The organism is Paenibacillus sp. FSL H7-0716 (assembly GCF_038002705.1).
GTDB classification, from domain to species: domain Bacteria; phylum Bacillota; class Bacilli; order Paenibacillales; family Paenibacillaceae; genus Paenibacillus_AQ; species Paenibacillus_AQ odorifer.
The window spans coordinates 31,928-50,439 of record NZ_JBBODA010000011.1 but is presented as its reverse complement, the minus strand read 5'-3'; the positions used below and the strand labels follow the sequence as shown (position 1 = coordinate 50,439).

Below are 18,512 nucleotides of genomic sequence, written 5' to 3'. Positions count from 1 at the left end.
ATATTACACCTTCTTTGGTATTTCGAGATATTGTTTCGCTTCTTGCCATTCGTTCGATATTGTTTCTAAGGAGATGTATGCATTGACCTTCTCGCTGCCGAATTCCTTTACAGCTTCTCCGATAACGATATACAGTCGATACAAAAACATAGAGTCCCTAAGGCGAAGAGATTCAGAAATGTTGTTTCTAATACTATCCGTTAGGCGTAAAAATTCAGATTGTGCTTCCTTTAGTAATTGATATTGAGGGATGAACTCAGGGCAACCAATACATGAGGATCTTTCGGGAAAATGGCAATCAGGAAACACGAAACATTGACCTAGACCATCGCGACTTGGTTTTTCGCATCTGTAGATTTTTACGACCTCTTGTATTAATTCTTCTCGGGACATCTTCATGAGTCGACGTACTACAAATTCTTTGTTTTTTTTATTTTGAAGTAAGCCTTCCGCCCAATCTTCTAATTCTCGCAAAGAGAATTCATCTCTTAATCCTTCGATCGACTCGGTTCTTTTTTCCATGCTTTGCTGAATGGATAAACTACTTTCAACGTGCGAGACCATTGTGTTATACAACCATCCAAAATGACCACGTCTGAATAAGTTGATAGATACGTTATCCATGGACCCGTCTTTATTTGAAAAGGCTACATAAGGAATCACGGAATTTTCTTGTTGATGAGATCGTCCTTTTGTTAAAATCTTATCTGCTTGATTACGGGTATCAATATCTCCAGCTTCACCTTGTTCACTTACGTAAAAATAAACATATGTCATGGTGCTCTTACATAGTTTATGTGAGCTAAATTTGGTTCTCTTTAATAATTCATCTGTAGCGAAGTATTTCATGTGAACTGCTCTTCCTGAAGAACTGGTTTTTAATTTCTCGGGCGTGATTCCCTCAAAAAATGTGCCTAGCAGAAATCCTTTTTGAACCACGTTGCTAGTTGGGAGGTCCCTGCTGTGTAATTCGCATATGACGGCAGCAGTTGCGATAGCTTCTTCTAATTCAGGTATCATTAAAAAAAGCAATTCAGCACCTGTTTTTCCTACATTCGCAAAATTCAAAGATAAGCGTAATTGTTCTATTACTAGATGGACCTGGTTCTCATTCATTTTTTTTGTTTGGAACCATGCACAATCAGAAATATTTAGTATGTCTATGTCGATGCGTGGAAATTCGTAAAATAGATCCGTTGCTCTCCACATATCTGTTAATAGTAAAGTCGAGAACAGCCACATATTAGCATACGTTCTCTTTTGAATGGCTTGTGGAATATGGAGATCTACCTTTTTTGCATGAATATAAAATTGGCCATAAATCGCAGGAGGATATATCTCGTCTTCATTGGATTCGCTTATTGTGCTTTTTGTTCGGTTTCTTGTTATGTAGACCTTGTGTGGGGATGTGCGCTGTGTTCTACACGCATACTTATAGAATCTCATGAAATCTTGTTTTACGTAATAAGGAATCTGTTCATTGTCAATCAAAGCAACAAGGAACTCTTTGCTCAGTGTATGAATTAAACTTGGTAGGTGGGTAATGGCTTTATCAAATGTATTACTTAACTCCCATTTTCTGTTCTGTAGACTCGTTTCTCGATCGTTTAAATCGTTTAGAATTTGGATGATGAATTTAGAGAATAATTCCTTGTTCAAACGAAGTTTGGCTGTAAGCGATTTATGTGATATTTCATCGCAAAATTGTTTGATGAAATAGGCTTTGTTAAAAGGTTTTTGAATTTCATTCTTTTTGTTTAAATAATCCGCTTGCAATTGATGGATTTCTTTCTTATCTAAAAAATATTTTTTTGTTTGTTTTACTTTGTCGAGTTTAAAATTCTTGAGAGTGCCGTCTTGAATTATTTTATATACGTGGGTACGAGAAGTACCCAATAGTAATGCTGCATCAGGCACTGAATAATAATTCGCTTCTCTATCCGATACTTCTTGCAGTTGTTGTAGATTAACAAAAGTTCTCTGTCTTCCGTATTTCGGGATAAATGTATTGATTATTTTGTCTTTTATTAGTGCTTGAATTAAGTTTTTATTTAGTCCTGTGTGTTTACAAGCTTCATCTACAGTTAGGTAACCAACAGGTGGTATTATCCCATTGATAATGTCTTTTGCCTCGTCCTTGTGTAGTAAGTTTTGTTTGTTATTCTCGCTTTTTATCGCATTAGGATGAGTGTTCATCACTTTTCTAATATACTCAGCGCCAATCGTAATTCCGAGAGCTTGAATGTGTTCGTGTAGTTGCTGGTAAGTGATAAAGTCTTTTTGTAGTTCGTCCAATTTGGTTGAATCTATATAAACTCTCCAAAAACCATTAAGAAGACGAAAACATTTGTTTAGTGTACCTGCTTCCGTTAATGAATCTATCTTATTCTGTGCAATATTATATTGTTTAAGTGCCTCAGTAGCGAGTATATAGCCCTCGGGGACTAAAAGGTATTGTTCTACAAGTTCTTGTGCATGTTCTTTTGGGATCATGATTTTGGGATCTTTGATGACATGGGGGTGATTATTCAACATGCCATATGCCGCTTTTTCTCCCACGATATATCCTTTTTCTTTGAAAAAGGTACATAATTGACTTACCGTATAATGCATTATTTTCTCCTTTGGAGAGCATGTTTATTAATTAAGTTAGGTACAAAATCCTCGTGGGTTTCTGAAATACGTTTTTCAATTCGATCTCTAGCTCTTGTTGTTTTAGCTAAGTAGGGTAAACAAGACATCAGATTAGAATCACCTCTTAAAAATGCAACTTCTGCAATGTTGTCAGTTTGTTCAGTGATCATGTTTGTAAATGTTCCCCTTCCAATATGAGTACTCCAATCTATTATTCGAAGATGATTAGCTACTATTTTATCTTCAGAATCTCCATATTGAATTAGGAAATCACAAAATTCCTGTTTTAATTTCTTGAAATAATAACGGTAGCTAGGCTCTGATAATGCTCTTCCGTGAGAATTTACAAACAGGGCACCCTTCGGGGAGTAATTTGACAGGTTATTTGACTCTTTATATAGCTCTAAATGCTGTCTATATAGGATGTCTCCCCAGTCTTTGATTTGAATTACAAGTTGTCTTCTTTGTTTCTTAACATATCCTCCTCCAGTACTTCCTTTTATATCTGTTCTCATATTCCTGGATTCGATGTTTAATAAGAAATCCCCCTTGTTAACAGTTCGGGAAAATTGAGTGCGTTTAATATTGACCACTTCGGAAACGCGTAATCCTCCAAACATCTGAAGGTACAATCCTAAAGTGATAGGATTTGTTTTTAATATAGAGATCTCCAAAAGCAATGGTAGGTATTTGATAGGGAAGAAGTGTTCTAACTTTTTAATTTTTTTAGAAGGCAAAATCGGAACAAAGATCGATTCATAGTAATGTTCACCGTTATGGTGGTTTTTACGTTTAAACTCCCGTAATAGCTCTTCATCAACGTAAGGAAGCATGTCATTATTCTTCAACCAGATATAGAAATAAGTAAGTGTTTTGCTGATGCTTAATACCGTCGCTCTATCAATGGTTATGTTTTTCTCAATGCTGCCATCCTCTGCGGCTACGTCATGATTTCTAAAACTTAGATGGGTTAGAAAGTCAGTGCCTATTTGAATGGTGAGGTCAGACAGTTTACTGATCTTTAATTTCCTTTTGTTCTTTATTAGGTAATTTAAAAACTGAATGATATTGTGTACATGCTTTCGTTGAGTGTTATATTTTTTTGTTCTCCACCTGCTGCCTTCCCCTAATATAAAAGAGGTTAGCCCGTGGATAATATGTACATCTTTCAAGGTATCTTTTAAACCAATTGCAGCAACTTGCTTTTCCATAATACTACCATCACGCTTACGCCCCCAGTCTAACCACACAGGAACTAGCGTAAATCGTATATTATCATTGTTAAATTCTATGATTTCCGCTTTGTGAGATTCTTTCAACTAAATCCCCCCTCCATAACACTATCAATATGTGCAAAAATATGGTCTGAAATATATTAAGATATAGCTGGAATTAAATGTTAACACAAAGTTTTGTGGTGTGCAGTGAAAAAACTAAACACAACAAAAAAACCTTTGAGTACAAAGGCTTGTGATTACTTTTTTTATGTAATGGTGTGCAATATTATTATGTGCTATTTATTTCAGATAAACATGTGTGGTCAGCACAATGGTGGTGCCTTTCTGGTTCAGCGCTTTTAGTTCCTTCCAGATGGATAGCCGTAATACCGGATCTATGCCAACTGTAGGCTCATCAAGAATAAGCAACGGCGGTTCATGCAGCAGCGCGATCGCCAATGATAAGCGGCGTTTCATCCCGCCGGAGTATTGGTCTACTCTTTTTCGCAAATGATCTTGTAAATTAACGATCTCCATTACGGCTGTGATGCGTTTGGAGCGTTGCTCCCCCTTTAGTCCATATAGCGCTGCAAAAAACTCCAGATTCTCCTTCGCGCTAAGCTCCGTGTACAAGGCATCAGACTGAGCCATATACCCGATCTGTTGCAGCATAGTCAGCTTCGGCATCGTCACGTCAAGTATTTTCACCTCGCCGGAGGTTACCTCATCGATACCAGTAAGCAGCTTCACAAATGTTGTTTTTCCTGACCCGGATGGCCCTAGTATGCCAAAGGTTTCCGCACGTTCCACTTGAAGCGAAATATCCTCGAGCACCTGTTTTTCTCCAAACGCTTTCCCGACATGGCTCACTGAAATAACTGGAACCTCTGAACCCATGTATATCTCCTCGATTCTGAATGTTCTGGGATACTTGAGTTGAAGATGGTGTTGATGGTGTAGAAGGTGTTGATGGTGTAGAAGGTGTAGAAGGTGTAGAAGGTGTAGAAGTGTAGAAGTGTAGAAGTGTAGAAGGTGTTGATGTTGTTGATGTTGATGTTGATGTTGAACTGCATTGCGTTAAACACTCTAACCATAAAATGAGTGAGTACTCACTCATTATTCTGCATCAAAAGTTAGGAATTGTAAACCATATATTTATACAAATGTTTCCCACAGTATTAGCTTAAACCCGATTGACGTTTGTTAATTCAACATGTTCTTTTACTATGTATATAGAGATGATTTGAATGAAAGGCAAAAGTGCCACTAAATAGCGCCAGTCCGCCTAAACTAGGTAATAGAAAGGCATAAATGCCTCAAAATAGCACGGGTTTACCTAAACCAGACAAAAGAAGGGCATAAATGCCACTTAATAGGTATGATCTAGATAAATCAAGCAAAAGAACGGTATAAATCCCGCACAACGAGCTCAATCCCACTAAAGTCAGTAAAAGAACGGTATAAATCCCGTACAATGAGCTCAATCCCGCTAAAGTTAGCAAAAGAACGGTATAAATCCCGCACAATGAGCCCAATCCTACTGAAGTCAGTAAAAGAACGGTATAAATCCCGCACAATGAGCTCAATCCCGCTAAAGTTAACAAAAGAACGGTATAAATCCCGCACAATGAGCTCAATCCCACTAAAGTCAGTAAAAGAACGGTATAAATCCCTTACAATCAGCCGAATCTCCTACTATGACCCTTACGCAGAAAGTGCCCAACAGACCAGTTAGTTTTTAAATCGTAAGCAGCAGCCATATCATTGATAGCAGACTCTCGCCAGCAACAAGCTTCCCCACGTGCCAAGCGACCTCCTCAACAAGCTTCCCCACGCGCCCAAGCGAACTCTGCAATATACTCCAAGTGCCAAGCGACCTCCTCAACAAGCTTCCCCACGCGCCAAGCGAACTCTGCAATATACTACGAGTGCCAAGCGACCTCCGCAACAAGCTTCCCCACGCGCCCAAGCGAACTCTGCAATATACTACGAGTGCCAAGCGACCTCCTCAATAAGCTTCCCCACGCGCCAAGCGAACTCTGCAATATACTACGAGTGCCAAGCGACCTCCGCAACAAGCTTTCCCACGCGCCCAAGCGAACTCCGCACTATACTCCAAGTGCCAAGCGACCTCCGCAACAAGCTTCCCCCCACACAAGCCACCTCTGCAATATACTCCACCCGCCCACCTCGGCAACAAGCTTCACCCACCCGCCTGCAATCTCAAACTAGTCTCTACGTCACACCAAATCCCAAACAATTCTCCAACTAAATAAGGTAACTGCACCTAGCACCTTTTTACGAAAAAAGGCTGTTTTTGCTCTTTAGTTCATTTGGTTTAGATCAAGAAAATTGTTAAATGAGCTAATATACCTGATATTTTTAAAAAAAGAATACTAGTTAATATTTCCATTACATTCCTCTGCAACAGAATTGACAATTGTAGACGAAAATGACATTAGCAGTTACCTATACGAAAAGGGTGAATCTAATTGAAAAACAGTAAATGGATTAGCGCAACGTTGGCTTCAGCACTTCTTGCAACAGTAGGCGTTGGAAGTGTGTCTGCAGCTAGCAACGGCAGTAATGTAAAATCTGTAGCTACCAATCAAGTCGCTGCTGTAACAGCAGTTAAAGAGGGTACAACTACTTGGAATGTAAACGGAACGCCGATTGTGTTTAACACCATTAACAGCAGTGGTTACAAGCTTTACTCGCTGACTCAGGTAGCTGGTGAAATTGGGGCTAAGGTAGTACTGGGAACAAGCGGGTTTGAACTTAACGACAGCAAAGGACTACATAATGTGCAACTCAAAACAGGCTCAAAGAGCTATCAAGTAGATGGTAATTCCGAATCGTTCACAGTGGCTCCAGTGTTTTATAACGGTAAAACCTATGTAGAGCTGACTAAGTTAGTTATTGCATTAGGTGGAGAGCTGGACGCGGATGCTAGCACGATTTTGAGCTTTGCACGTCCGGAAGGATTGTTCGATACTTTGCACTGGACAGCAGCCGGTAACCTGATCGCGAACAAAAGTGATGCTGAAACTACTCAGCTTATCAAATTCAGTACAGAACCAGGTAACTATGAAGTGTTTTCGTCAAATGACAGTGCTGTGGACTTTGCAGTATCGCCGGATCAACAGTGGGGAGCTTTTAATGATGAGAAAGGTTTGCTGAATCTGATTAACTTGTCTAGCGGAGCTGTTAAAACACTAGGCACCGACAATAGTGTGAAGACAGATCTGATTTGGTCCAAAGATGGGAAAAGCATTTATTTCATCCAAGGAGACAAGCAAGAAAAAATCGCTAAAATCTCAGTAGAGTCTGGTGATGTTAAATCTGTATTGGCTGATAAGGTTGAGAATAAATCTGAACTGCGCATTTCTGCTGACGAAAAAAGCGCTGTTTATATCGTTAATTTAACGGGTGTTGCTAAAAATGATGCAGACAGCACAGAAGATTCTCTTACGGTAGACTTCAGCTCGGCAGGAGAGCAGCTTTACAAGCTTGATCTGGCTACAAAAGATGCTAAACCAGCTGCACTAACAACTACAGCGGATAACAAGCTTTACCCAGAGATTTTGGCCGATGGAAATGTGGCATACCTGAGCGCAGATGCAGACGGCAATGCGAAGAATACCCTGAAGCTTGTAAAAGCGGACGCAACCAGCACTAATATAGCACTTGATATCGAAGTGAATTGGTCCACTGGCGTTAGCAATGGTTTGGTAGTGGCAGGTACTACGGCAGACGGAAGCACAGTGATCTATTCTATCGATGGTAGTGGTGCAAAGACCGAACTGTTCCGTACGGCTGAAGATGTATCTGAAGTATCTGTATCTAAAGACGGAAGCAAGCTTGCGATTGTGAGCGGCGACAGCGTATGGGTTATCCAAGGCGGTAAAGGGCTGCAACTGACTAAATAATGATTATCCCAAACATATTTTAACGGCCTAGAGCCGAGAGGAGAAAATAGTACAATGAAAATCTTCAAGAAATTAACAGTAACGGCTTTAACAGCCGTAATCGCGGTAACCGCATCTTTTGCAGGGATTGCAGCAGCAGCAGATTCACTTAGTGGCAAAATCACCGTTAACGGTTCAACCGCACTTCTTCCATTGACCTTGCAAGCGGCAAAAGAATTCCAAAAGCTGCACCCTAAAGTGAAAATCGCAGCATCTGGTAAAGGTTCTGTAACTGGACCACAAGCTGTGAAAAAAGGCATCGCTGATATCGGCGCTTGCGACTGGGATGCTAGCATCGACGTACCAGGCTTCAAAGCTTTTGACGGACAGGTAGCGAACAAAGTGGCTGTCATTCCTTTTGCAACGATTGTAAACAAAAATGTGGGTGTAGATAACCTCACAACAGAACAACTTAAAGGCATTTTCGCTGGCAAAATCACCAACTGGAAGGAAGTAGGCGGTGCAGATGCAGATATCGTTGTCATCACTCGCTCTTTCGGTTCTGGTACGCGCGTTAACTATCAAGCTAAAGCTTTGGATGGCGGAGATATTGTTAAAAAAGCTAAGAACTACAAAGAAACAGGTTCATCCGGCGACATGAAAACAGCAGTAGGAACTACTCCTAACTCCATCGGTTATATCGACCTTGTTTATGTAAGTGGCGACGTAAAAGCAGTGAAACACAACGGTATCGCAGCTACTACAGACAACGTAATTAACGGTTCTTATAAGATTTGGGCTTATGGTTACTACATGACTAAAGGCCAACCTACTGGCGCAACTAAAGAATTTATCGAATACGTACAAAGCAAAAAGTTCCAACAAGGTTCTCTGAAAAAGCTTAAATTCATTCCGATCGCAGCAATGAAGGGTTAATAACATCTGAAGAACATATTGAACGGTAACAGCGGCCAGCCCCGATTTTGATACGGGGGTGGCCGCTTACAGGAGGGAAAGTATGGGGGCACCAGTCCACAACTTGGCAACTAAGGTTAAGGAGGGCGTTACAGAAGTTAGCGCCAACTCCAAACGTCACAGTAGACATATGTTTAGCAACCGATTATTCCGCTTTTATTTCTTATTCAGCATTCTTGCACTTTGTTTCGTGCTTGGACTTGTAATCCTATTTATCGGCAAAACGGCGCTGCTTCTTTTTGGTCATCTCTCGCCTGCGGACTTTTTCTTTTCTTTTAACTGGACGCCTGAAGAGGACTCCTTTGGGGCTGCTGCCTTCATTGTAAATACACTTTCGCTGACGGCTTTGACCCTGCTGATCGCAGTACCTATTTCGGTGGGTATGGCCGTGCTCTGTGCGGAGATTGCTCCGAAGTGGATGAAGACCTTCATTCGCCCGGTGCTCGATTTGCTCGTTGGTATTCCTTCTATAGTATATGGTTATTTAGGCTTAACGGTATTACTTCCTTTCCTGCGTAGAGTTAGTGGGGAGAGCTTGGGTGATGGTTTGCTGGCTGCGGCCCTCGTGCTCGCATTAATGGTCTTGCCAACGATTTGCCGAATCAGTGATGATGCTATTGTCGCTGTTCCACGCAAATATCGGGATGCTGCGTACGCTCTTGGATCTACCCGTCTGCAAGTCATTATGCGTGTTGTTTTGCCTGCGGCTAGCAGAGGGATTATCTCCGCAGTCATCCTCGGGATGACTCGTGCTGTGGGGGAGACAATGGCTGTAGTAATGGTTATCGGAAACACACCACAGTTGGCGAAAACCTTATTTACACCTGCTTCGGTCTTGACTAGTAACATCGTTATGCAAATCTCGAATGTAGAGTTTGAATCAACCTGGAATTATGCCCTACATATGATGGCCTTTCTTCTGTTGGTGATTTCATTTGTACTGATTCTGATCATCCGCGTGCTGGGTAGAAAAAGGAGGGATGCAGCGTGAACGGATTCGCAAGTACAAAGTATACAGCGCGTGCTCAGAGACGCAATAAGCTCGCGACTATTGGGTTTTATACGCTTGGGGCTTTAGTCATGCTGCTAATCTTCTGGCTGCTCTTCACGATTCTTAGTAAAGGTCTGCCAGCGCTGCGGCCTGACTTCCTGATTAAACAGCCTGAAGAGATTGACGTAGGTGGCGGGATCGGTCCTGTACTTTTCAACTCTTTTTATATTTTGTTCATCTCGCTGCTTATTTCCGTCCCTATCGGTTTAGGTGCGGGGATTTATATGGCGGAGTATGCTCCGGATAATGCTTTTACAGGCGGCCTGCGTATATGTGTAGAAGCTCTCTCTTCGGTTCCTTCGATTGTATTTGGTATGCTTGGTCTTGCGATATTTGCTGAATATTTTGGGATCGGCCTGACGATTCTTGGCGGTGGAGTAAGCTTGGCGCTTTTGAATCTGCCTATGCTTGCACGTGTGACGGAGGAAGCGATTCGTGCTGTTCCTGGCGAGATGCGTGAAGCTGGATATGCACTGGGCATGACTAAATTCCATGTGATCCGCACAGTAGTTCTACCCGTTGCAATGTCAGCCATTGTTACTGGGATTTGTCTCGTTGCTGGACGCGCCTTCGGGGAGTCTGCGGTTATTATCCTTACCGCTGGCCTCAGTACCTCGGGCGAAATGTGGGACTTTAATCTGTTCTCGCCGGGTGAAACCCTGGCAGTGCATCTATGGTATGTACAATCCGAGGCAATTGTAGAAGATGCGCGGCAAATCGCTGACAAATCAGCGGCAGTACTCGTATTTGTAGTTTTGTTTATTAACTTTGCCTTCCGTTTTCCGCTTTGGCTCGGAAATCGCCGCAAAGGGCGCTGATCCGCTCATATAGGAAGATTATGCATAAAAAACTGTCTCTCGGCGACAAATCGCCGTGAACAGTTTTTTTATTCCCGATTAAATAAACAGAGTGCTCCATCCATTAATAAAATTGCTAATGTGCGTGTCTTTTGAGTAATTAGATTGGGCACGCTTAGCTTAGAAAACTGGAAAATTTCCCATATTTAAAAAATTAGAAATGGGAATGTGAAGAGTAATAGTCGATGAGTGGTGGGTGGTGAGTAGAGAGTAATGAGGCAATTTCTTTTAAGAGGAGCGTTTTTCCTGCTTTTGGAGGTGCTACAATCAAACCCCGCTGTCCCAAACCTACAGGTGATGAGTAGTCAGTGGTGAGTAATGAGTAATGGTGATAAGAGTGGTTTTTAATTGCACTTTATGCACTTATTTTTAATGGGGATAGGTTTGTTTGGGTTTAATTGCACTTTGTGCAGTTAAAAATGGTGAAAAGGTCATTCTAGGCGTAAATCTGAGAATATAAGTGTATGAAATGCAATTAAAGCGAGTTTTGGAGGAAAAAGGGTACTTTTAGTTGCAAAAAATGCAATTAGATAGCATGTAGCGGCGTTTCTCCGGAAAAGCAGCCGTAATGTTCTAATGCGGCGGGGTATGATGTGGTACTGACTCATGGAAACTGAGCTTCGATTGCTAAGCTCCATCGGACCCAGAACTCCGCCCAACCCCTCCCCTGAACACAGAAACAGCCTTCCCGAAGGAAGGCTGTTTCTATATGACGTCCCGGAAGGGATTCGAACCCCCGACCGTGCGCTTAGAAGGCGCATGCTCTATCCAGCTGAGCTACCGGGACATGGTTGCTGGCAGAAAAGCAAGCAGGAATTATCATATCATATGGGGTGTTTTTTTTCAAGCTGTTTTTTAAAAAGAGTACGGGGTATGCTATAATCTACAATTATTAAGTTTCGGAAGAAGCTTAAGGTATTAATAACTTTTATAATGGTTAGGATTCCATTCACATAAGTAGACATAAGGAGGTGCCCTCATTAAACATTCGGATTCCCCCGCCACCAAAGAGAATATCGTCCTTTTCCCCAAGACACTGGACTATTATCAAATCCAGCTGACGGTGATGCTGGAAAGTGAACGCTACGGGGAAGCGATGGAGCTGCTTCGTTTTTTGCTGCAGTGTCAAGGACAGGAAGAGCGAAATTACGAGGAATGGCGGTCCCTGCTGGAATGGCTCGAAACGGCATTTCCTTACGCGTCCCAGAATGGAGATGCGGAGGGAGCTGTTCACCCCGAAGACGAAGACTTAAGGGAAGAGGATATGGCCCGCTTTTTGGCCAAATCCAAAATGAACGAGGATGCGGGGTATCCCAAAAAGCTGCTGCAGCGGGTGATGAATGAACCTCTGTCTGAGGCGACAATACTTGCACTAGAGCAGCTATCCTATCTGGAAGGTGGCGGCGTTGACGAGGAGCTGACCACTTGGTTGCAGGGGGATAATGTTCATCCACTGCTACAATTTCGGACCTTGCAGACGCTTAAGCGGCGTGGGATGCAGGGAACAGTGAAGCTGATTCGCGGACATGAAACGGTACTTGTAGAGATCGAGAGCGTGCCACTGCAGACGGAGGATTTTCCTCCGGAGGTGAGTCATGTGCTGGAGCGGGTAGCCGAGCAGGCTGAGGTGCATGAGCCTACGCTGTATTATTTTGCACAAGAGCTCTGGGGTCAGTTCATCATGTCGATTTATGGGTCGGACGAATATCGGAAATTGCTGGAAGGCGAAGACGTTTTGCTGGATATTTGGGCAGGAGCTTTGCACCAATTTGTTTCTGAAAGTTTAAACGGCTCCCGACAAGAGGAAGAGACACGTGGAATGTATGGCATCACAGACGGCATGCGCTTTCAATTTGAGGGAGCTTATCGTGCTCTCAAGGGTTTTGTAAAGACTTCTCTACTTGATAAATAAAGTAATGTTGTATATAATATAATGGTTATTCTGTGCGTGGATTGTATCATTATTTGAAGTAAACTTGTGAACCTATATTTTGGAGGGAAAAGTATAATATGAAAGCAACATGGGAAAAAATAGAGAAGAACCTTGGAGTTCTTGAAGTAGAAGTAGACGCAGAACGCGTAACAGCAGCACTTGATAAAGCTTTTAACAAAGTCGTTAAAAAAGCTAACGTACCAGGCTTCCGTAAAGGTAAAGTACCTCGGCCGATCTTTGAATCCCGTTTTGGTGTAGAAAGCTTGTACCAAGATGCAATCGACATTCTTCTTCCTGAAGCTTACGGTGAAGCAGTTGAACAAACTGACATCTTCCCTGTAGACCGTCCTGAAGTTGATATTGAGCAATTCGCTAAAGGCCAATCCTTTATCTTCAAAGCGAAGATCACGGTTAAACCTGAAGTGAAGCTCGGCGATTACAAAGGTCTGGAAGTTCCAGTACAAAAAGCTGAAGTGACTGAAGAAGAGTTGAGTGCTGAACTTGCTCGTCTGCAAGAACGTCATGCTGAGCTTGTAGTAGTTGAAGAAGAAGCAGCAGCTAACGGCGACATCGCTGTAATCGATTTTGACGGATATGTAGATGATGTACCGTTTGAAGGCGGAAAAGCTGAACGTCACTCTCTTGAGCTTGGCAGCAACTCCTTCATTCCTGGATTCGAAGAGCAAGTGGTAGGAATGGCTACTGGAGATTTCAAAGATGTTGAAGTTACTTTCCCTGATGAATACCATGCAGAGAACCTTGCGGGTAAAAAAGCAGTATTCAAAGTGAAGCTGCACGAAATCAAACGCAAACAACTTCCTGCACTCGATGATGAGTTCGCTAAAGATGTAAGTGAATTCGAAACTTTGGATGAGTACAAAGCAGATCTGAAAGCTCAGCTCGAATCCCGTAAAGAGGAAGAACTGAAAGGCCTTCGTGAGAATGCAGTTGTTGATAAAGCAGCAGCTAACGCTGAAGTTGAAATCCCTGAAGCTATGATCAACAGTGAAGTTGAGAACATGGTTCGTGACTTCGACACTCGTCTTCGTCAACAAGGCATGAACATGGATATGTTCCTTAGCTTCTCCGGCCAAACTCGTGAAGACTTGCAGAACCAAATGAAAGGCGATGCTGAAAAACGCGTTCGCAACAACCTGGTATTGGAAGTTATCGCAAAACAAGAGAACATTGAAGTTTCCGAAGAAGAAGTTAACGAAGAGTTGGCTACTATGGCTGAAGCTTACAAACGTACTCCAGAAGAAATCCGCAGCATCTTGGCAGCTAACGGTTCACTGGGCAGCTTGAGCGAAGAGCTTTCGTTGCGTAAAACCATTGATTTCCTTGTTAGCAATAGTGTAGAAGTTGAAGCAGTAGAAGAAGCACCAGCTGCTGAAGACACTAAAGCTGAGTAGGATATTTTAAAATTATAAGAAGGTATAAGTTTCACTTTATACTTTATTCTTATAATTCTCGCATAAACGCTTACCGTCCTCAAAAGGACGCCGAAGGCGTTTTAGCTTGACACTACCTAGAACGGCCAAGTTACACGGCCTCCATACAGATATGATAAGGCACGTAAGTTTCGTTACGTGCCTTATTTTTATCCTCGGCCGCAAATATATGTGACTACATAGGTATCCGTATGAACGTATGGCAATAAGGTAATAGGGGCGGTAACGTCACAATTCACAAGCAGCGGACTGTCCACTGTAGTGAAAAAATGACATCGCGCCGTGAACGTGTTAAAATATTTCTGAAACGATAAGACTAATCTGTACAGAGAAAAGAGGTTGGTGGCATGAGTCTGGTACCAATGGTTGTGGAATCAACAAGTCGTGGAGAACGTTCATACGATATCTATTCCAGATTGCTCAAGGATCGCATCATTTTCTTAAGCAGTGCGATTGACGATGATGTCGCCAATCTGGTTATTGCTCAATTGCTGTTTTTGGCAGCAGATGATCCCGAGAAGGACATTCACTTGTACCTCAACTCACCCGGTGGTTCAGTAACAGCCGGCATGGGTATATACGATACGATGCAATATATCAAACCGGATGTTTCAACCATTTGTGTAGGGATGGCAGCAAGCATGGGATCGCTCCTTCTAACAGCTGGGGCTCCGGGCAAAAGATATGCGCTGACCAACAGCGAAGTTATGATTCATCAACCGCTCGGCGGTGTTCAAGGTCAAGCGTCTGATATTTGGATTCACACTGACTGGATCCTCAAGACGAGACAGAAGCTGAATCAAATTTATGTAGATCGCACAGGTCAGCCCCTTGAAAAAATCGAACGGGACACAGACCGCGATAACTTCATGAGCGCGGAAGAAGCCAAGGAATATGGGCTTATTGACCAGGTTCTTTCTTCACCGATGAAATCTTAAAGGGGTGGTTAGATGTTTAAATTTAATGATGAAAAAGGGCAATTGAAATGTTCTTTTTGCGGTAAATCACAAGAGCAGGTTCGTAAGCTTGTAGCAGGACCGGGCGTTTATATATGTGACGAATGTATCGAGCTTTGCACGGAAATTGTGGAAGAAGAGCTCGGTCATGAGGAAGAGCTTGATCTGAAGGATATTCCAAAACCAAAGGAAATTCGCGATATTTTGGATCAATATGTAATCGGTCAAGAGCAAGCGAAGAAATCTCTTTCTGTAGCGGTTTATAACCACTACAAGCGTGTGAACAGCCAAAGTAAGATCGAAGATGTTGAGCTGACGAAGAGTAATATCCTTTTGCTCGGTCCAACAGGTTCTGGTAAAACCTTGTTAGCACAAACGATGGCGAAGATTATCAACGTTCCTTTTGCTATTGCAGACGCTACTTCTCTAACAGAAGCTGGTTATGTCGGCGAGGATGTTGAGAACATTCTGCTCAAACTCATTCAAGCTGCAGATTACGATGTGGAGAAAGCCGAACGCGGCATTATCTATATTGATGAAATTGATAAAGTGGCACGTAAGTCCGAGAATCCGTCCATTACTCGTGACGTTTCCGGCGAAGGTGTACAACAGGCGCTTCTGAAGATTCTGGAAGGAACTGTTGCTTCTGTGCCTCCGCAGGGCGGACGTAAGCATCCTCACCAGGAGTTTATTCAGATCGACACGACGAACATCCTGTTCATCGTTGGCGGTGCCTTTGACGGTCTGGAGCAAATGATTAAACGCCGTATCGGTAAAAAAATCATTGGCTTCAACGCAGCAGTTGAAGGACAAAAGGATCTTAAGCCTGGCGAATATTTGTCGATGGTATTGCCTGAAGATTTACTCAAATTCGGTCTTATTCCTGAATTTGTAGGCCGTCTGCCAGTCATCTCGACTTTGGAGCCGCTTGATGAGAATACGCTTGTACGTATCCTTTCCGAGCCTAAAAATGCACTCACTAAACAATATATCAAGCTGCTGGAAATGGACAACGTAGCGTTGAAGTTCGAACCATTGGCACTCGAAGCAATTGCCAAGGAAGCGATCAAACGTAATACGGGAGCCCGTGGACTGCGCGCGATTATTGAGAGCATCATGCTCGATGTGATGTATGAAGTTCCTTCACGCGATGATATTAAGGATTGTGTGATCACGGAACAGGTCGTTCAGGAGAAAGCTTTGCCTGAGCTCAACCTTAAGAAAGACAAGAAAAAAGAGGAAAGCGCGTAAGCCGCTTTTCCTTAACAATACATGTCACAGTCTCCACCTTTCTTCCGCTTATCCCGCTTCACATTAGCGGGAGCGAAGGGGTGGAGCTTTGGCGTTATGGGGGAGAAAAATCATGTTCTTGAGACACCAAACCCGTCCTGTCAATGTTGGCGGGCTCATTATTGGGGGAAACAACGAGGTTGCGATTCAAAGCATGTGTACAACCAAAACCGCTGATGTGGAGGCTACTGTAGCTGAAATATTGCGGCTTGAGGAAGCAGGCTGCCAGCTAGTACGCGTAACTGTCAACAATGAAGAGGCGGCTGCCGCAATCAAGGAGATCAAGAAACAGATTCATATCCCACTCGTAGCGGATATTCATTTCAACTATAAGCTAGCGTTGATGGCTATCGAGAACGGCATCGATAAGGTACGGATTAATCCGGGGAACATTGGTCGTCGCGAAAAGGTAGAAGCGGTAGTTAAAGCATGTAAAGAAAAAGGTATTCCGATTCGAATTGGTGTAAACGCCGGTTCTTTGGAAAATCATCTTTTGGAAAAATACGGATATCCAACCCCAGAAGCCATGGTAGAAAGTGCGTTATACCATATTGGTATTCTGGAGGAACTGGATTTCCACGACATTATCGTTTCTCTAAAAGCATCCGATGTGCCAATGGCCATCGAAGCTTACCGTCAGGCTGCGGAAGTTATTCCTTATCCACTGCACTTGGGGATTACAGAATCTGGAACATTGTTTGCTGGTACTGTGAAGAGCTCCGCAGGTATTGGTGCACTGCTCTCAATGGGCATCGGCAGCACACTGCGTATCTCGCTTAGTGCCGATCCGGTTGAAGAGGTTAAGGTGGCGCGTGAACTGCTGAAGACGTTTGGTCTGATCTCTAACGCGGCGACGCTGATCTCTTGTCCGACTTGCGGAAGACTGGATATCGATCTTTTCTCCATCGCTAATGAGGTGGAAGAATACATTTCGAAGCTTAAGGTGCCTATTAAAGTTTCTGTCCTTGGCTGTGCTGTTAACGGTCCTGGTGAGGCACGTGAAGCAGATATCGGTATTGCTGGCGCTCGTGGAGAAGGTTTGCTTTTCCGTTACGGCCAAATGATCCGTAAAGTGCCTGAAGCAGAACTCGTGAACGAGCTGAAGAAGGAAATTGATGCGATCGTGGTGGCTTACGAGGCAACGGGCGAAATCCCAGGCCGCGCCCACGCTAACCTTGCACCTCCGGTGCAGTCGAAGTAACTTGGCCTGAATGGTATTTATAAGAATTTTCAATCTCATAATATTATAAACACTTCTTAGCATCGTATAGTAATTTTGGGCGACGTTAGGTAAGTGGTGATCTAAGTGGCGAAGAACGCCCTGTGCAGCTCCGGTAAACCCGGGGCCCATGGGGCGTTTTTTTGTGTTTATTTCCTATTTTGGAGGAAGGAATGAGTAAACATGAACTATGAACAAGCCCATGAAAAATTTATTGCGCATCATCTTGCAAACAGAACGGGCGAACGGCGGGGGAGGCTGGAGAGAGGTCATGGCCACGCCGAGAAATTATTTTTGCAGAATGTCTGGTGGCCGCTTCGTGGTGAATTCAATGATCTTCATCCGGAGTATGAGGTACTGGATTTTCAAAGACGAGCATATTTTGCTGATTTTGCTTTTTTGCCGGGACCAATCAAGCTTTTGTTTGAGATCAAAGGGTATGCAGCTCATGTAAGAGACATGGATAGGCTGAAGTATTGTAATGAGCTAAATCGTGAAACTTTTCTGTACGGAATGGGTTATCAAGTACTTTCATTTGCCTATGATGATGTTGAACAGCGCCCTGAGTTATGTGTTACACTGCTGCGTTTGGCGCTAAGCCGCTACCAAATTGTAGATGCACCGCGTGGCAGATTGCTAATCGCTGAGAAGGAAATCATGCGTTTAGTGGTGCGTCAAGCTGGGGTGATACGCCCTAAAGAAGTCGCTAATTATTTCACGCTAGATCCCAAAACAGTACGGATGATGCTAAAGAATCTCTGTGAAAAAGGCTGGCTTACTCCTGTAAAGAGGGGAATCGGCGTCAAAAATGTTGAGTATAAGCTGGCTCGTGATGTTCTTTTTTACTGGGATTGATAATTGTAAAAGCTGATGGCTGATGGCTGATGGAGGCTAATTATTGAAGCAGTTTATGTAGGAGTAATTAATATAACAGTTTAGATGTAATTGATGTATCTGGTGAAACTTATGGAGTTGGTGGTGCTATTGTAGCTGGTGTAGCTGGTGTAGCTGATGTAGCTGA

At 43.0% G+C, this 18,512-nt stretch carries 16 protein-coding genes, 1 tRNA gene and 2 pseudogenes; 10 read left to right on the top strand and 9 right to left on the bottom strand.

Translation table 11 applies throughout. The features are described from left to right. Positions 1-3: 3 nt before the first annotated feature. From MHH60_RS16035 to MHH60_RS16005, 7 genes and pseudogenes are all read right to left on the bottom strand, one after another. Positions 4-2,613 (bottom strand): helix-turn-helix domain-containing protein, encoded by a 2,610-nt coding sequence (locus tag MHH60_RS16035; RefSeq protein WP_076137829.1) that lies wholly within the window; start codon positions 2,611-2,613, stop codon positions 4-6. After that, entirely contained in the window at positions 2,613-3,953 is a 1,341-nt protein-coding gene (locus tag MHH60_RS16030) for a hypothetical protein (RefSeq protein WP_256715208.1), read from the bottom strand. Before MHH60_RS16030 ends, MHH60_RS16035 begins: the two co-directional genes overlap by 1 nt. Positions 3,954-4,163: 210 nt before the next feature. Next, positions 4,164-4,748: pseudogene (locus tag MHH60_RS16025) on the bottom strand (ABC transporter ATP-binding protein); the annotation flags it as partial. Next, positions 4,718-4,945, bottom strand: coding sequence for a hypothetical protein (locus MHH60_RS16020; RefSeq protein ID WP_341161144.1), 228 nt, complete (start codon positions 4,943-4,945; stop codon positions 4,718-4,720). The gene MHH60_RS16020 and the pseudogene MHH60_RS16025, both read right to left, overlap by 31 nt. A gap of 298 nt (positions 4,946-5,243) precedes the next feature. After that, entirely contained in the window at positions 5,244-5,477 is a 234-nt protein-coding gene (locus tag MHH60_RS16015; protein WP_076137828.1) for a hypothetical protein, read from the bottom strand. Positions 5,478-5,589: 112 nt separating this feature from the next. Then, positions 5,590-5,850, bottom strand: coding sequence for a hypothetical protein (locus MHH60_RS16010; protein WP_143766759.1), 261 nt, complete (start codon positions 5,848-5,850; stop codon positions 5,590-5,592). Positions 5,851-5,859: 9 nt separating this feature from the next. Next, entirely contained in the window at positions 5,860-6,051 is a 192-nt protein-coding gene (locus MHH60_RS16005) for a hypothetical protein (RefSeq protein ID WP_143766758.1), read from the bottom strand. 292 nt (positions 6,052-6,343) lie between these two features. On the opposite strand from MHH60_RS16005, the gene MHH60_RS16000 reads away from it, so the two are divergent. The 4 genes from MHH60_RS16000 (at position 6,344) to pstA (ending at position 10,603) form a co-directional block, all read left to right on the top strand. Next, positions 6,344-7,780 (top strand): stalk domain-containing protein, encoded by a 1,437-nt coding sequence (locus tag MHH60_RS16000; RefSeq protein ID WP_076137826.1) that lies wholly within the window; start codon positions 6,344-6,346, stop codon positions 7,778-7,780. A gap of 54 nt (positions 7,781-7,834) precedes the next feature. Further along, positions 7,835-8,695 (top strand): phosphate ABC transporter substrate-binding protein, encoded by an 861-nt coding sequence (locus tag MHH60_RS15995; protein ID WP_038573065.1) that lies wholly within the window; start codon positions 7,835-7,837, stop codon positions 8,693-8,695. A gap of 82 nt (positions 8,696-8,777) precedes the next feature. Further along, positions 8,778-9,725, top strand: coding sequence for a phosphate ABC transporter permease subunit PstC (gene pstC / locus MHH60_RS15990; RefSeq protein ID WP_036685038.1), 948 nt, complete (start codon positions 8,778-8,780; stop codon positions 9,723-9,725). Then, positions 9,722-10,603 carry a phosphate ABC transporter permease PstA gene (pstA, locus tag MHH60_RS15985; protein ID WP_076137825.1) on the top strand — a complete coding sequence of 294 codons (882 nt, stop codon included), beginning with the start codon at positions 9,722-9,724 and terminating at the stop codon, positions 10,601-10,603. Before pstC ends, pstA begins: the two co-directional genes overlap by 4 nt. 226 nt (positions 10,604-10,829) lie before the next feature. On the opposite strand, the pseudogene MHH60_RS33300 reads toward pstA, so the two are convergent. Together MHH60_RS33300 and MHH60_RS15980 are read right to left on the bottom strand one after the other, a co-directional pair. Further along, positions 10,830-10,979, bottom strand: a pseudogene (locus MHH60_RS33300) (transcription termination factor Rho); the annotation flags it as partial. A gap of 376 nt (positions 10,980-11,355) precedes the next feature. After that, positions 11,356-11,429 (bottom strand) — tRNA-Arg (locus MHH60_RS15980). A gap of 279 nt (positions 11,430-11,708) precedes the next feature. Here MHH60_RS15980 and MHH60_RS15975 point away from each other — a divergent pair. The 6 genes from MHH60_RS15975 to MHH60_RS15950 all read left to right on the top strand — a co-directional run bounded on the left by MHH60_RS15975 (position 11,709) and on the right by MHH60_RS15950 (position 18,346). Continuing rightward, positions 11,709-12,554, top strand: a complete 846-nt coding sequence (locus MHH60_RS15975) for a hypothetical protein (protein ID WP_038573064.1) — start codon at positions 11,709-11,711, stop codon at positions 12,552-12,554. A gap of 98 nt (positions 12,555-12,652) precedes the next feature. After that, on the top strand, positions 12,653-13,987 hold the full coding sequence (tig, locus tag MHH60_RS15970) for a trigger factor (RefSeq protein WP_036685045.1): 1,335 nt from the start codon (positions 12,653-12,655) through the stop codon (positions 13,985-13,987). Between the two features lie 386 nt (positions 13,988-14,373). Further along, positions 14,374-14,964, top strand: a complete 591-nt coding sequence (clpP, locus tag MHH60_RS15965) for an ATP-dependent Clp endopeptidase proteolytic subunit ClpP (RefSeq protein WP_076129430.1) — start codon at positions 14,374-14,376, stop codon at positions 14,962-14,964. A 12-nt stretch (positions 14,965-14,976) separates the two neighbouring features. Next, positions 14,977-16,233, top strand: coding sequence for an ATP-dependent protease ATP-binding subunit ClpX (gene clpX / locus MHH60_RS15960; protein WP_036685052.1), 1,257 nt, complete (start codon positions 14,977-14,979; stop codon positions 16,231-16,233). Between the two features lie 112 nt (positions 16,234-16,345). Further along, positions 16,346-17,473, top strand: a complete 1,128-nt coding sequence (gene ispG, locus MHH60_RS15955; protein ID WP_036685055.1) for a flavodoxin-dependent (E)-4-hydroxy-3-methylbut-2-enyl-diphosphate synthase — start codon at positions 16,346-16,348, stop codon at positions 17,471-17,473. 201 nt (positions 17,474-17,674) lie between these two features. Beyond that, positions 17,675-18,346 (top strand): BlaI/MecI/CopY family transcriptional regulator, encoded by a 672-nt coding sequence (locus MHH60_RS15950; protein WP_076137822.1) that lies wholly within the window; start codon positions 17,675-17,677, stop codon positions 18,344-18,346. Positions 18,347-18,512: the final 166 nt, after the last annotated feature.